Source organism: Pseudoalteromonas sp. S3431 (assembly GCF_000690035.1).
GTDB classification, from domain to species: Bacteria; Pseudomonadota; Gammaproteobacteria; order Enterobacterales; family Alteromonadaceae; genus Pseudoalteromonas; species Pseudoalteromonas fuliginea.
Genome location: NZ_JJNY01000038.1, coordinates 1 through 15927, shown reverse-complemented (window position 1 = coordinate 15927; position 15927 = coordinate 1). Strand labels below are relative to the sequence as shown.

General features: G+C 39.3%; 13 protein-coding genes. 1 reads left to right on the top strand and 12 read right to left on the bottom strand.

Annotated elements, in window-relative coordinates; all coding sequences use genetic code 11:
* Positions 1–7: 7 nt before the first annotated feature.
* From DO88_RS10280 to DO88_RS10310, 7 genes are all read right to left on the bottom strand, one after another.
* A complete protein-coding gene (locus tag DO88_RS10280) occupies positions 8–562 on the bottom strand; it encodes a DUF1439 domain-containing protein (protein ID WP_033039159.1) in 555 nt (184 codons plus the stop codon).
* Positions 563–928: 366 nt separating this feature from the next.
* Entirely contained in the window at positions 929–3610 is a 2682-nt protein-coding gene (locus DO88_RS10285) for a DUF349 domain-containing protein (protein WP_033039158.1), read from the bottom strand.
* The gene (locus tag DO88_RS10290; RefSeq protein ID WP_007378333.1) at positions 3600–3881 is read right to left on the bottom strand and encodes a YeaC family protein; all 282 of its coding nucleotides are present in this window, start codon (positions 3879–3881) and stop codon (positions 3600–3602) included. Before DO88_RS10290 ends, DO88_RS10285 begins: the two co-directional genes overlap by 11 nt.
* A gap of 1 nt (position 3882) precedes the next feature.
* Positions 3883–4209: a hypothetical protein gene (locus DO88_RS10295; protein ID WP_007378332.1), complete on the bottom strand. Its 327-nt coding sequence runs from the start codon at positions 4207–4209 to the stop codon at positions 3883–3885.
* Positions 4210–4348: 139 nt separating this feature from the next.
* Positions 4349–5851, bottom strand: a complete 1503-nt coding sequence (locus DO88_RS10300) for an alanine/glycine:cation symporter family protein (protein ID WP_007378331.1) — start codon at positions 5849–5851, stop codon at positions 4349–4351.
* 376 nt (positions 5852–6227) lie between these two features.
* A complete protein-coding gene (locus tag DO88_RS10305) occupies positions 6228–7355 on the bottom strand; it encodes a M14 family metallopeptidase (RefSeq protein WP_008136269.1) in 1128 nt (375 codons plus the stop codon).
* Between the two features lie 217 nt (positions 7356–7572).
* Positions 7573–9015 (bottom strand): glyceraldehyde-3-phosphate dehydrogenase, encoded by a 1443-nt coding sequence (locus DO88_RS10310; protein ID WP_007378329.1) that lies wholly within the window; start codon positions 9013–9015, stop codon positions 7573–7575.
* 142 nt (positions 9016–9157) lie between these two features.
* On the opposite strand from DO88_RS10310, the gene DO88_RS10315 reads away from it, so the two are divergent.
* On the top strand, positions 9158–9958 hold the full coding sequence (locus tag DO88_RS10315) for a DUF2989 domain-containing protein (RefSeq protein WP_033039156.1): 801 nt from the start codon (positions 9158–9160) through the stop codon (positions 9956–9958).
* 43 nt (positions 9959–10001) lie between these two features.
* Here DO88_RS10315 and ihfA read toward each other — a convergent pair whose 3' ends face one another.
* From ihfA to DO88_RS10340, 5 genes are all read right to left on the bottom strand, one after another.
* Positions 10002–10301 (bottom strand): integration host factor subunit alpha, encoded by a 300-nt coding sequence (gene ihfA / locus DO88_RS10320; RefSeq protein WP_002960690.1) that lies wholly within the window; start codon positions 10299–10301, stop codon positions 10002–10004.
* A gap of 2 nt (positions 10302–10303) precedes the next feature.
* Positions 10304–12691 carry a phenylalanine--tRNA ligase subunit beta gene (gene pheT / locus DO88_RS10325; protein WP_033039153.1) on the bottom strand — a complete coding sequence of 796 codons (2388 nt, stop codon included), beginning with the start codon at positions 12689–12691 and terminating at the stop codon, positions 10304–10306.
* Between the two features lie 15 nt (positions 12692–12706).
* Positions 12707–13687 (bottom strand): phenylalanine--tRNA ligase subunit alpha, encoded by a 981-nt coding sequence (gene pheS, locus DO88_RS10330; protein WP_007378326.1) that lies wholly within the window; start codon positions 13685–13687, stop codon positions 12707–12709.
* Positions 13688–13771: 84 nt separating this feature from the next.
* On the bottom strand, positions 13772–14482 hold the full coding sequence (gene hda / locus DO88_RS10335; RefSeq protein ID WP_007378325.1) for a DnaA regulatory inactivator Hda: 711 nt from the start codon (positions 14480–14482) through the stop codon (positions 13772–13774).
* Positions 14482–15537, bottom strand: a complete 1056-nt coding sequence (locus DO88_RS10340; RefSeq protein ID WP_033039151.1) for a DUF2066 domain-containing protein — start codon at positions 15535–15537, stop codon at positions 14482–14484. The genes hda and DO88_RS10340 overlap by 1 nt, the downstream gene beginning before the upstream one ends.
* Between the last annotated feature and the right edge of the window lie 390 nt (positions 15538–15927).

The following is a 15927-nucleotide window of genomic DNA, read 5'->3' as shown; positions in this document are numbered from 1 at the left end:
GATCTACTTATAGACGAGGTACTAGCTTAATTGCGCCTTCAACCACTTTCATATCAAGTGGAAGTTTACTAAGTAGCATCATTTTAGGGTCATCCATATTTAATGTATAAACTGGGTTAACCGCTAAAAAAGCATTAATAACATCCATTGCTTGGCTATCAAGCGCACCTAAATTACCTTTAAAACCACCGGCATCTACACTCGAATCAAGTAATTTAATATTACGTAAAAACACTGCTTTTTTCTCACTGTCGTAAAATGGGCGACCTTCAATTTGCAGCTTTAAACGCACAGGGTATTTAAGTGCGAATGCATTAATTTCAGCGCTCGAATCGGCACCAAGCACAACAACATCGCGGTTATCAGGTCCAATATTGACACTTAAGTCGTTTACATCAAACTGAACTGGCAAACCCATTAAGCTTACTTTTTCACTTAACTTTGGTAATTGCTTACCCAGTACAGATTCAACCTCTGAGTTAGTAAATGAATATACTGATATGCCTTGCGTGGTATTACAGGCAGTTAAAAATAACGCTGCAATAATAACTAAAATTCTCATGAGAACCCTTTTGTTTATGAATTAGTGATACATAAAAAAGCCGCTATTAAAGCGGCTTAGTAAAATAGTAACCAGCACATATTATGCTGGTTCTAGGGCGTGTTGACCTTTGTGGATTGAAATTTGTTCAATCTAGGGTCGATGTAATCGCGGCGTGAGGTTTGTAACCTAGCGGCCTAAGTCAAAACCGAGCAACAAAGAGTTAATCGTCCCTAGAAAGAACCCAAAGGGCAGCGCATGTTTGGCATTTATGCTGCGTTATCGCCTATTTATGGGGAATAACCACACTACATAGGCTCTGCCTTGCCTAAATACCAAACAGTCTGCTGTAAATTCAACCACGAAAGGTCAACACGCCCTAGTGTATTAAGCTGCAAGTGTCGCTTTAAGTCGCGTTAGTGTGTCAGGTTCAACTGAACCCTCACTGAGCGCTAATAACTGTTTTAAATAATAGTTTAAATCAGCATGATCGCCACGATGTTTGTCATCTAGCATGGCTACTTGTTCTGCCATTCTAAGTGACTTATCGATTGAACTTACGTTCGCTAGTATTTCCATGCGCGTAATAAGCTGCTCGGTATTTAATGCTGTTTTAAGCGGTGCTTGATACTGACTTGGTAATGCTTCATTGTTCTCAAGTGCAGTAATTAATGCATCTAAATTAGCTTGCTCTGATTTACTTGTTAGCAATGCAAGTTTATCGTCAATAGCGGCTAGTAGCTTAGTAACCTTTGGCGCTAACGATCTAAATTGCGTGTACCCTTTCACTTTTGTTTCAAGGTCGTGCAACTGCGCTCTTTGATTAACATCACTCAATGCTGCTTCAAGCTCAGCAAGTTCTGCAACTGCTTGCTTATCTGCCTCGTTTTGCTCAAGTTTTTGCTGCTCGAACTCACTGCTACGCTTGGTAAATGTTTCATCGTTAAACTGACGAAACTTTTGCCATAACGCATTTTCAGCTTTCAAACCTGCAAAACCGATAGCTTGCCATTGTTGTTGCATTTGCTTCAACTCTTGGCATGCAGCCGCTAAATCATCACTTTGTGACAATTGCTGCGCTTTTTCTACTAGTTCGTTTTTAAGTGTGGCATTAGTTTTATGAAATGCATTTAACAAAGCCAGTACTTGTTGTTGCTCATTTTTATAACGATCGTTTAGTGTACGGTATGTTTTAGGGTCAACTTTACCCACACTGCGCCACGCTTTATTTAAACGATTGTATTGGCTTTCATATTGCTTCCAATCAAAGTCATCCTCAACAGTTGGCTGTAAATGGAGCGCATGCATGTCGTTAATAATACTGTCACGTTGTGCTTTTGATGCTTCTCGTTGTACTTCTTGCTCTGCGAAGTAACTACGGCAAGGCGCAAATAACAGCTCGATTTGTTCATCAAACTGCACGCCTTGTTGCTTTTCTTCATCTGTATCTAAACGACCTAACTCATTCCAACGTTTACGTAGCGCTTTTACTTGCTCTGCGCGTTGTTGTGGGTCGGTACATTCTTCGCTTACTAATGCACTTACTTCTTCTAATAAGGCTTCACGCTTTGGTGCTGCTGCGTATTTTTGCCAATCTTTAGCATCTGCAAGTTGCGCTTCAAGTTCCGCTTTTATGTTTACAAGCGGCTGTTGATATTGATCAGTAAGTGTATTAAATAACTCTTCAAAGCCTTTAAACACACCAAAAGCAACATTAAAACGACCTTCTTCAATTAGGCGTTTAACATCACGCGCTTTGCGCTTTGCTTGGCTTTGGTTTTTTTCAAGTGGCTTAACTAGCTCATTCATTGGTGCTAAAAATTGCTTTTTATGCGCATTTAACTGTGTTTTAAACGTACTTTGTAGTGCGCCATCTAAAATATTTAAATGATTACGCGCTGCTTTAAAGCCATTATTAAATTCAGTTAAAGTTGCATCGTATTGTGCTAAATCTTCTGCTGGCGTAATTTCGCATAGCGCTGCAAAAGCGAGTTTGTACTCTTTAATAGCCGTTGTTAACTCAGGTAACTTAGCAACTTGAGTAAATAGTTTTTCTAACTTGCTTACAGCGAGTTTTGATTGTGCGTTATTAGCAAGTTCTGTTTCGCTAATAGCTTGCTTAGCTTGCGCTACTTTTGCATCAAGCCAATCTTGTTGAATTTGCTCTGGCGTTTCAAGACCAAGCTGTAAGGCATTTTCAATTTCTTCACCCAAAGCTTCAAGTGTTGCAAGTGCTAATAATTGACGCTGTTGTTGCGCTAATTGCTGCTGCTCTTTGTCATGTACCGCTTTTAGCTGTTCAATGTGTGCATCTAACTTAGTGGTGATAGAAGTATATTTTTCGTCAAGCAGCTTAACGCGCTCATCACTTAACCATTTAAGCTCAAGTGCTTGCCACTGAGCGATTAAATCGCTCGCTTGTGGATTAACAATACCAAAATCTGTTTTTTCACGTAAAGCATTTAACTTAGCTAAAATAACACGTGTTGCATTTTCAACTTCAAGTGGCATTTCAATTGCTAAACGTTCATTTTCAATATGCGTTTCAAGTGCTGCTTTTGCACCACCCTTTGCATGCTTTACTAATGATTTAATTAATTGATGAGTAATAACAAGTTCAACTAATTGAGTTTGTAGCTCTTCGCTACCTTCTTTAAATGCTTTTTCTACTAGTTTTGGATTTGCTAAACGTTTCAGTAATTTAACGCGTACTTGCAGCTCTTTTTCTGCAAACGCTAACTTTTCAAGTGTTTTAACGGGTGCAAAACGCTCTATGTATTCGTTTTTAATTTTTGCTGTTAGCGTACTTTCGCTATTTAAAACAGCATTAGATATTTGTAGCTCGGCTATATCTTTTAATGCTTGATCTTGTTTATACGCTTTCCACCAAAGTGGTAAGTCGTTCACTTTTTGGAGCGCTTTACGGCGTATTTCAGCGGAGCTATCTTCAAGTGCTAACGTGTTTAATATGGTTGCATCACGTTCAATGTCTAATTTTTCGATAGCATCAAGACGTACTTGTTGCTTAGGGTGTTTCCATTTTGGTGTAAAAAGGTGCTTAAAGATCATGTTCACTAAACCTAGCTATTTCGTTGTCTGATTTAAATTCTTTTTGTAGTTGAGCTTTTGTCTTTTGGATCATCTCACCATTAGCACCAATCGTAAATTGCTCGTTTGATTGAGCCACTTTTGCTTGATACAACATAACCAACTGCACTGTTTGTTGCTTTTGCTCATCTGATAAAACGGTACCGTCTGGCCATTTACCAGTAGAGGCACCGTATTGTAAGCGTTCGAATAATTCGGGAGTAATATTTTGTACAAGATTGTCGATGTTCATGTCATTTTTTCTTTTTTAGAGTCACTAAAACAATACGGTTTATAAGATACCAAATACACCCTACGCCAATTGCGGCGGTGTAAGCGTACCACTGCAGTGTTTCTTCTTGCGGTTGTAGAAAGTACAAACAGAAAAAACCACCTAAAAATAAGATAAGCGCCAAAAAGGAGTGATTTATAAACATCTGCTTTTTTTTAATTCGCTGTTCGCGCTGAAGTTGTAAAACTTGCTCGTCGTTTAGCTCTGCAATGTTGCTTTCGCAATGCGGACATTGCTTATGTTTATCTGAAATTGATTTTGCACATTTTGGGCAACGAATAATCGCCATACTTCTCTCCATACTACGCATAAAAAAAGCGCCTTTCGGCGCCTTTATTGTACGTGTTTTATTTCTCGTTGTCTTTTTTGAATTCAAACCAATAACTAATTTAGGGGCGATAATTTTCCAAGTTGCCCACTAAGTTTAATTACTCTGCGTCTTTTGACTGCTTTTCTAAGCGTTTTTCCCAGAATGTGGCGTTTTTTATACCCAATTTAACTGGATCAAATATGACTTTTCCGCCTTTTTTCTTTTGTTCTTCATAATCGCTCAAACATAGCAAAGCAGGCTTAGCGACAAAGAAAATGGCTAAAATACCGAGTATGTTAATCCAAGCCATTAAGCCAACGCCAATATCACCAATAGTCCAAATATAACCTGAATTATTTACCATGCCGTATGCAACCATAAACATAATTACAAACTTCACAAGAACAAGCGGAATACTGCCCTTAAAATAACGATTTAAGTAAGCAATATTAGTCTCTGCAATAAAGTAATAAGCAAGTATTGTGGTAAAGGCAAAGAAGAATAATGCAATACCGACAAATGCTTGTCCAAAGCTACCAAATACACTAAATAGAGCCATTTGAGTAAAGGCTGCTGATCCCACTTCAGTGGCTGCATCAACATTTTGTACAATAAATTGCCCTGCTGGTAGCTCACCCACAATGTTGTATTGCTGCGTAATTAAAATCATTAATGCAGTTGCAGTACACACAAAGAGGGTATCAACATAAACAGAAAAAGCTTGTACTAAGCCCTGTTGAGCAGGGTGATCAACTTCTGCTGCAGCTGCTGCATGAGGCCCAGTACCTTGGCCTGCTTCATTAGAATATATACCACGTTTAACGCCCCAACCAATAGCAGCACCAAAACCTGCCTGCGCAGTAAATGCATCACTAATAATTAAATAAAATATATCGCCCACTTTATCTAAATTTAAAAATACCACGATTAGTGCCAGTACTATGTAACCAAGCGCCATAAATGGCACTACAATTTGCGTAAAGTTCGCAATACGTTTTATACCGCCGAAAATAATAAATGCCAAAACAATAAGGATAATTGCTAAAGCGACTAATTTAAAGCTGCCTACATCACCAAAGCTAGTAGAAACCATGTTGCCATTGCCAAACACTTGGGTAAACGCATTACCTACCGCATTTGCTTGTACGCCAGGCAGAAAGACACCACATGCTATAATTGCCGAAACAGCGAATAAAATAGCCAACCATTTTTGTCCTAAACAACGGTCAAAATAATACGCTGGGCCACCACGGTATTGCCCGTCTTCTTCTGTTTTATAAATTTGACCTAAAGTAGATTCTGCATATGCGGTACTTGCGCCTAGAAAAGCAACAACCCACATCCAGAAAATAGCGCCTGGTCCGCCAAAACCAATAGCCGCTGCAACGCCAGCGATATTACCGACGCCTACTCGTCCAGACAACGAGACTGCAAGGGCTTGAAAAGATGAGATACCTTTATCTGACGTGTTAGGACTAAATAATAACTTACACATTTCTTTAAAATGTCTAACTTGAGCAAATCGAGTTAATACTGAATAAAACAAGCCTGCGCCTAGGCATAAATAAATGAGTGCATTACTCCAAACAACATCATTAACAGCGCTTACAATAGCTTCCATGGATATCCTCTATAGTTATATTTATTATTTTTAGTTACGAGACTCTGCTTTAGCTACTACGCAACATAAGCTTTACGAAATAAGGTTTTGCCTCTCCCGTCCCGACTCATGATTTAATTAATCTTAACTTAAGTAACCTAACTTTGTTAACACTTAATTTTCAAAATATCTAATTACGTAGCTATTGCAAGGCACTACATCAGCAGTATTTAAAGGAAAGTAGATTGATTTGTACCGATACGGTGATGATACGCAGCGAAGAAACGTTAAAAACGTTTTGGAATGAAGTTGCTATATGATTATTATTTTTTGTAAAAGGGGTTTTACTAAAAACAAAAAGGGCATCAAAACTATTGATACCCTTCAAATAAATGTTTTATCTTAAATTATCAACAACATTAACAATTGCCGCTAACGTATCTTGACCAAATTGATACGAACGACGGTCTGACCAGCCATAGTCTGGATCAGGTAAATCGTTATTATCTTTAAATGGCATTTCAATTGTGTACGTTAATGCTTTAAATTCTTCAGCGGTTGCTGCTGAACCTACCGTTAGGTTAGCTTGGCCTGGCTCATCTTTTGGATAGCCATGCTCATCTTGAAACTCTGGAGTAATCGTTAAAAGCGCGGCTTTAAAGCTATCTTCAAGGCCTTTTAGGCGTGCATCGTAACTTGGAATACCTTCACTGCCTGCCACAAAGTTATACGGAATCGCTTCATCGCCGTGTATGTCTAGGTGCATATCTAAGCCAGCTTCGCGCATTTTATTTAGCACTAGGTAAACCTCAGGGCTATTTTCCATGCTTGGTGTTTGCCATTCACGGTTTAAGTTAACGCCTTTAGCATTAGTACGAAGATGTCCGCGTGCGCTACCGTCTGGATTCATATTTGGCACAACGTAAAATACTGCTTTTGATAGAAGCGCAGCTGCATGTGGGTCTTCGTCATCAAGAAGTTTGTGCAATAGACCTTCTACATACCACTGCGCCATTGTTTCACCTGGATGTTGGCGTGCTGTGATCCAGATGTTTTTCTTGTCTTCACTTGGCTCACCAATTTTAAGCACACTCATATCACGGCCATCGAGTGTTTCACCAAGCGTTATTAATTGGCAAGCGCCTTGGCTTTGTGCCCAAGATAATAAATCTAAATGGCGGTCGTAACTATATGGTGCAAAGTAAGCAAAATACACACTGCCGCACTCTGGTTCAATTTCAAAGCTTAATGTGCCATTTTCATAGCTTGATGGTACACGAAACCATGTTTGGCGGTCATATGATGCAACGGCTTGATACCCTTCCCAACCATCGGGGTAAGCTGATTTATCAAGCTCATTAATATTTAACTTATGCAATTGGTAAGGTGTTGTTTCAAGACGAAAGTGAAACCACTGATAAAATTCAGACTGATGATCTTTATTAATTTCTAATTGAATATTTAAAGGATCGGTGGCTTCAATAACTTTAATATTACCACTGTCGAAATTGCTGCTGATTTTCATGGAAAACCCTTTAGGTTGAATAAGTTTATCTGCTTTTTACTCTGCAGAACTAACACTACTGGTATTAAATACACGTAGTAAAATATTGCAATACTAATAAAAACTGAGCATTGCTAACATTTGAATAATTAAAGCCTATCACAAGGCATACGCTTTAAAAATAATACACGACCAAAAAAGCCAGCAACATGCTGGCTTTTACGTCACTGCAAACAAATTAGCGAGGTAAGCTTGGGAATGACACTTCGGCCATATCGCGCATACAACGAACTACTTGGCAGCTGTAACCAAACTCATTGTCGTACCATACATATAAAACAATACGGTTATCTTCAACAATTGTTGCTTGTGAATCAACAACACCTGCGTAACGGCTACCGACTAAATCGGTAGATACAATTTCCGTTGATGCAGTGTAATCAATTTGATCACGTAAGTCTGAATGAAGTGCTGTATCGCGTAAAAATGCGTTTAGCTCTTCAACAGAAGTACTTGTTGCTAAATTAAGGTTTAAAATAGCTAACGATACGTTAGGCGTAGGTACGCGGATAGCATTACCTGTTAACTTACCTTCAAGCTCTGGTAATGCTTTTGAAACCGCTTTTGCAGCTCCCGTTTCAGTAATTACCATGTTAAGTGCTGCGGCGCGGCCTCGGCGCTCTGCTTTGTGGTAGTTATCAATAAGGTTTTGATCGTTCGTGTACGAGTGTACAGTTTCAACATGGCCATTATTAATACCAAACTTATCGTTTAATGCTTTAAGCGTTGGTGTAATTGCATTGGTTGTACAGCTTGCTGCACAAACAATTTTATCTTCAGGTAATATATCTTTGTTATTCACACCATATACGATGTTTTTGATATTACCTTTTGCTGGTGCTGTTAATAATACTTTTGCAGCGCCCTGACACTCTAGGTGTTGGCCAAGGCCCGCTTCGTCTTTCCAAATACCGGTGTTATCAACGATTAATGCATTGTCGATACCGTATTGGGTGTAATCAATTTCGCTAGGAGAGTTAGCGTAAATAACTTGAATGTAGCTACCGTTAGCTTTAATCGCATTACGTTCTTTATCAATAGTGATTGAGCCATTGAATGGACCGTGAATTGAATCGCGACGCAATAAGCTTGCACGTTTTTCGAGATCACCATCTTTACCACCACGCACAACAATAGCGCGCAAACGTAAATCTGAATATGGACCTGATTTTTCAATTAATAAACGCGCGAGTAAACGACCAATACGACCAAAACCATACAGCACAACATCGCGCGGTTCTTTCGCTGGTAAATCAGCTATTTCTGCAAGTTCGTCTTTAACAAACTCTTCGACTGAACGACCATTTGCGGCTTCAGTGAATAAATAACTATATGCAAGCTTACCAATATCAATACGTGCAGAGTTTAATTCCATTTTGCTGATAGCTTCTAAAAATGGGAAGCTTTCGCGCAAACGTAATTTAGTGCCTTCAAACTGAGCAACGGTTTTGTGAGATTTGATAATATCGATAGTACTGGCATTTACGAGAGGACGGCCATATACCGCAATTTCAATACCACGATTACGATAAAGCTTACCAATGATTGGTTGCATACTTTCTGCGTAATCTTGGCGCTCTTGCCAACTATTTGTGTATTCTAACTCGTGAGATGAGGTCATTTTATTTACCTAAGTTAAACATTTTGAACGGATAGCCCAAATGGGCACTGCCATTCTAATTTAATCTGACGTTATTCTCTACTGTTAGGAGTTAAATGATTGAGCTAGAATAGGAGGGTATATATTCATTTGGGGTTAAGGGATGTTTCTAAAAGCAAGTGTTTTACTAGGGTTGGTAGCCCTAACTGGGTGTGGAGATCAGTTGACACTCTCAAAGGTATGCAAAGAAACACCAGGGTTTTGTGCCGATCTAAATAAAGATAGCCACTGTAAGGAGCCTCGCGCAGAGGTTATTATAAAACGCTACACAGAATATAAAGACCCGACAGATGAAAATAAATACCAATTACTTAAAGGATTTGAAGACTACAATCAATGCATAACATTGGCTGCAAAAATCGAGCACGTAAAACTCAAAGAAAAAACAACCTCTCGTATTGATGGGCAACTAACTAGTATTAAAGAAATAACACGCTTATATCAAGATACTAAAAATACTAACCACCCAGGTTTACTTTATTACCATTGGTCGCGCAATAATGATCAAAGTGCACTAACTAAACTTCTTTCGCTAGAAAACGAAACGAGTGTGACACAAAATGCTGAAATGCAATTTTTCTTAGCGTCGTATTACATTAAATTCGATGATGAAAAAACCATTGATTTACTCTACAAAACATTAGAGTTAAATAAAAAAGACACCGTACCTAACCCCGAAGTCCTTACCTCATTAATTAGCCTGTTTTATAAACATGATAAATTTAAGCATGCATATATATTTTCTAAAGTGGGCCAAATGTTCGGTATTGAAAATATTGAACTGCTGCCAATAGAACATCAACTAATTAGTAGCGGTAAAAGCTTAGACAGCTTAGATATACTTGCAGAGCAAACATATTTGCAAATACAAAACGGTGAGTTTGTATCACCTAGAGAGTTTTAATTTATTAGTATAAAAATAAAAAGGCAGCTTACGCTGCCTTTTTTTATTTTGCTTTACTTGTGCCCACTTCTACGCGGGTTTTAAGCTTTTGACCTGGTCGAAAGGTCACCACACGACGCGCCGAAATAGGAATATCTTCGCCTGTTTTCGGGTTGCGGCCTGGTCTTTCTTTTTTGTCTCGAAGATCAAAGTTACCAAATCCAGAGAGCTTAACCTGCTCGCCTTTTTCTAGCGCTGAGCGGATTTCTTCAAAAAACGCTTCAACTAAATCTTTGGCATCTTTTTTATTGATCCCGAGCTTTTCAAATAGGTGTTCAGCTATGTCGGCTTTAGTAAGCGCCATATCTAGTCCCTCAACGATGCATTAAACTGTTCGGCCAATTCGGCCACCACGTTATCAACTACTAGATTGATATCTTTCTCTTCGAGTGTTCTATCAACCGCTTGCAGTGTTAGAGCAATCGCCAAACTCTTATAATTTGGCTCAATACCTTTGCCCTTATACACATCGAATAAGTTTAGGTCAACCAATTGATTTCCGCCAACTTTTTCGATCACGCTTAAAATGTCACCCGATTTAACGCTGTCTGCCACTAAAATCGCGATGTCGCGGCGATTTGAAGGGAATTTAGACACCCCTTCTGCTTGCGGTAAATTTCTTTTTTCTATTGCTGACATTTCAATTTCAAAAACAAAAGTTGCGTTGTTGATATCTAACAACTTTTGAGCTTGTGGATGTAAAGCACCAAAAAAGCCAACCTTTTTACCATCAACATATATTACTGCTGATTGACCAGGGTGAAGCCCATCTGACTGCTCTGCTTTAATTTCAAAACGAGTAACGTCATTGGTAATTGCAAGTAAGGCTTCAACATCACCTTTTAGGTCATAAAAATCAACATTACGTTTCTCTTCAACCCAATGTTCACCATTTACAAGACCAGTAATAACACCACCAATAACCGGTACTTGGTAAACACCGTTTTCTGCACTTTCGTCGCTTATAAATTTAAGACCATGTTCGAATAAACGAATACGAGGTTGTTGGCGATTTTGGTTATACGCTACAGACGCTAATAAACCCGGCATTAAACTTACGCGCATTGCCGACATTTCAATTGAAATAGGGTGCGGTAATACCATTGCTTTACATTCTGGATGCAAAATAGCTTGTGCCTTAGGGTCTACAAAACTGTATGTAATTGCTTCTTGGTAACCACGAGTCACTAACGTATTGCGGAACTTGCTAAGCGCAATCGTTGCTTCGTTATGTGTCGTCATTTTAAGTTTTGCTGTAGGCGCAACATTAGGAATGCTGTTGTAACCGTAAACACGTGCTACTTCTTCAATTAAGTCTTCTTCAATGCGAATATCAAAACGGTAGCTTGGTACATCAGCACTCCAGCTATCATTTTCTACTTTTACATCAAGTCCTAAACGCGTAAGAATATCGGTTACTTTAGCATCTTCAATATGATGGCCAATAACACGGTCTAAACGTGCACGACGAAGGCGTACTTCAGTCACTTTTGGTAGTTTGTCAGCTGCGACAGCTTCGACAACAGGACCTGCTTGACCGCCTACTATTTCAAGAAGAAGTGCTGTCGCACGTTCCATTGCATCGTGTTGCAGAGCAAAATCAACACCGCGTTCATAACGGTGTGAAGCATCAGTGTGCAAACCGTAGCTACGTGCTTGGCCTGCAATTGCAACAGGATTAAAAAATGCACTTTCGAGTAAAATATCAGATGTTTTATCTGTAACGCCTGATTGCTCACCACCAAAAACACCCGCAATTGCAAGTGCTTTGTTATGATCGGCTATCACAAGTGTTGTGTCGTTTAATTTAGCGGTATTACCATCTAATAAAACAAGTTCTTCACCTGCATTTGCACTACGAACTTTAATACCACCTTCAATCGCATTTAAATCAAACGCGTGCATTGGATGACCAAGCTCAAGTAATACATAGTTAGTCACATCAACTACTGGATCAATTGAACGTACACCACTACGACGTAGCTTTTCAACCATCCAAAGTGGTGTTTCTGCATCAAGGTTAATGCCTTTGATCACACGGCCAAGGTAACGAGGACATGCATCTTCGTTAACTAGCTCAATTGATACTTTGTCATCAATTGTTGGCGTAACCGCAGGAATATCTAATACACTTACGTCAATGCTGTTTAAAACACCTACTTCACGTGCTAGACCTTTTATACCTAAGCAGTCACCACGGTTTGGCGTTAAATCAACATCTATAATGTTGTCATCAAGACCTAGGTAGTCACGTAAATCAGTCCCTACTGGTGCATCGCTTGGCAATTCCATAATGCCGTCGCCTTCTTCGCTAATACCTAGCTCAACAAAAGCACATAGCATTCCGTTTGAAGGTTGACCGCGTAGTTTAGCTTTTTTAATTTTAAAGTCACCAGGAAGTACAGCGCCCACAGTTGCAACAGCAACTTTAATACCTAAACGACAATTTGCTGCACCACATACGATATCAAGTAGCTCATCGCCACCTACGTTAATTTTGGTAACACGTAGTTTATCTGCATCAGGGTGTTGCCCACATTCAACAACTTCACCCACAACTACGCCATTAAATTTGGCCGCAGCAGGCTCAACGCCATCAACTTCTAGACCAGCCATTGAAAGCTGTTCCGAAAGAGCTTGCGTATCAATAGCAGGATTTACCCACTCTCTTAACCACTTTTCACTAAATTTCATTTTATTATTTCACTCTTAACGGAACTGGTTCAGGAATTTTAAGTCATTTTCGAAAAATGCACGTAAATCGTTTACGCCATAGCGCAACATAGTTAAACGCTCTACACCCATACCAAAAGCAAAGCCGGTGTATTTTTCTGGGTCAATGCCCACAGACTTAAGTACATTTGGATGTACCATGCCGCAGCCTAGTACTTCTAACCACTTACCGTCTTTACCCATAACATCTACTTCAGCTGAAGGTTCTGTAAATGGGAAGAATGAAGGACGGAAACGAATTTCCATATCTTCTTCAAAAAAGTTACGTAAAAAATCATGCAAAATACCTTTTAGCTCAGTAAAGCTAACATCGGTATCAACCATTAAACCTTCAACCTGATGAAACATAGGTGTATGTGTTTGATCGTAATCGTTACGGTATACACGTCCAGGTGAAATGATGCGCAGTGGTGGCTGCTCAGTTTCCATAGTACGAATTTGCACGCCACTTGTCTGTGTACGTAGTACTAATTTAGGATTGAAATAAAAGGTATCATGATCAGCACGTGCTGGATGGTGCTCTGGAATATTTAGCGCATCAAAGTTATGAAAATCGTCTTCGATTTCTGGACCAGATTTAACTTCAAAACCTAACTCACCGAAAAAGCTTTCTATGCGCTCAATAGTGCGCGTAACTGGGTGTAAACCGCCAGTAGGCATAGCACGCCCAGGTAGAGTTACATCTATAGTTTCAGCAGCTAGCTTTTCTTCAAGTGCTTTACTTGCTAGCAATTCACGCTTTTCGTTGATAGCAGCTTGTACATCTTGTTTAGCTTGGTTTATAACTTGGCCTGCTTCTTTACGTTCTTCAGGTGCTATTTTGCCTAGCGTTTTAAGCAAGCTTGTGATTTCGCCTTTTTTGCCAAGGTAATTAACCCTGATTTCTTCTAACTGCGCGATTTCACTGGCACTGGCTACCGCCTCAAGTGCTTGCGCTAATATGTTTTCTAAGTTCATTCGATACCTGATCTTTCACAGAAGGTGATTGCTGTTAAGTAATAGCTTATGATAACTGAAAGCAGGGTCTAGATTCTAGACCTACTACAGCTTTAACGTTGATTTTATAAAAGGAATTGTTAATTTTCTCTGTGCAGCCATTGACGCATGATCTAATTTGTCGAGTACATCGAGCAAAGCACGCATATCACGGCTTAAACGCGTTAATAAAAAACGTGCACATTCATCACTTAATTCAAGGCCGCGCATATGGGCGCGCTTAACAAGTGCTTGTGCTTTATCGTCATCACTCATAGAGCGAATTTGAAAGGTTGTTCCCCACGTTAAGCGAGACTCTAAATCTGGCAACGTAATATTAAGCATGCTAGGAAGTAAATCGGCAGTTACTACTAACATTTTACCGGGTTCGTTAAACCGGTTAAAAAAGTTAAATAGTGCTTTTTCCCATGCATCATTCCCTGCGACTAAATGCACGTCATCAATACATAAAACATCAAGCGCTTCTAAACCGTCTAGTACCATAGGTCCAAAATCAATCACTTCGCGCATAGACAGTAGCATATTAGACAGGCCACGCTCTTGAGCTTTAATGCAGGTCGCATACAAAAGGTGAGACTTACCCGAGTCACCTAATCCACATAAATAGGTATACTGAAACGTTTTTGCTAACTTCGAAAAACTATCTTTCAAATGATTAACTTCTAACGAATCTTCTCCACCAAAGTACGATGCAAATGTTTCGTCATCCGGTAAAGTAACCGGTAATGCCATTTGCATCGGCTCAGAAGTTAGCATTATGGCGTTATCCATTGATACTCTAAGCTATTTTTATCAACAACATGATAAAAAGCGCGTGGATCCTCATAATCTTTAAATGAGGAGTCTAACCCTAATCCTTTTTTAAGATCGCTTAGGTTACCAGTATGGTTTAGCTTAAACTCTACAAACTCCGGTGTTTTACGCACAATTTTAACTTGAGTAACAACGCTTAAACTCAATAACCTTCGTTTTGCTAATTCAACATCAATAAAACTTTGCGTGCCCTTTAGCGTAAGCATAGCAGTAGCTTGTTCATAATAAGCATTTGGATCAATAGCGTACTCGCTTGCAAGACCTCGTGCTAAGGTGTCAATCATCTGGCTCACTATTTGCTGCTTATCACCTGTTAATCTATTTGAATCAAATAAATCATCATTTGTAAAACGCCAATCTAAAATCCAATTTTCGCTATCCGCTTCTTTATACATTCTTGCCGTAATACTTCGCTCAGCACTGTAGCGTTTAGAAGCCTCTTCTACTGGTTCTGAAAAGTTACCCCATACTTCAGGGATACCTACTAAACGTCTATCTTGTAAATCAAGTAATGGCACTACAACGGGTAGCCCCCGGCGTCCTGCCTTGTCATAAATTAACTGCTCTAGCTGCGGGTAACTTTCTTGTGTTACTAATTCTCTGCGCCAGTTGTCTTCAATACCTAACCATATTGCAACTAATGGGCGCTGCACTCCCCATAAAGGTAAGTTTAATTCTTTGATTAGCGCGTTGATCTTTCGAGCTTCAAATTTAACAACGAGTTTCAATTGTCCATTTGCTCTCTCGTCATATTCAAACTTAAGCATATAATCAGAAATATCTTTAGTGCGTTGCTGTGCTAATTTATTTTGATCCGCAGTTTCATCACCGCTTACTTTCACTAAGACATTGAGCAAAGCTTTACGACTCGCCGCTAATCGAGTGTCTCGTGTTTTGTCATCCACTTTTAAAATATCTTGATATAGATCAGTTACTTCAACTGCCGTTACAGAAAAACAAAATAAAATGGATATGGCACTAATTAATAATCTATACACAGGCTATTAGTTCTTGGTTTTAAACTGATTTGATCCTAAATCAAAGACAGTAACAAAGCAAAATTAAATTTGTTATCTAAGGAAATGAAAGTAATTGGCTTTTGTAGAAAGTAAAAAAGATTAAATATAAATAAGTGCGTAGTACGCTATTCACCTACCCTTAACTTTATTGCAGACGTAAAAAAGCCCGAATCGTTAGATTCGGGCTTTCTATAATTTGAGGTCGGTGCGCTACGCAGTAGGATGTCGTAGTGCCCACAGCGGCAGAAAGTCACAGTGAAATGCTACACTATCTTTGCGTCGGGAGTCGCTACGCTCGCCCGACCTACGTGATAGGTGTTGATGTGAGTGTATATTAATTACGCGTATTTTCACTTTTCTGCAGACGTA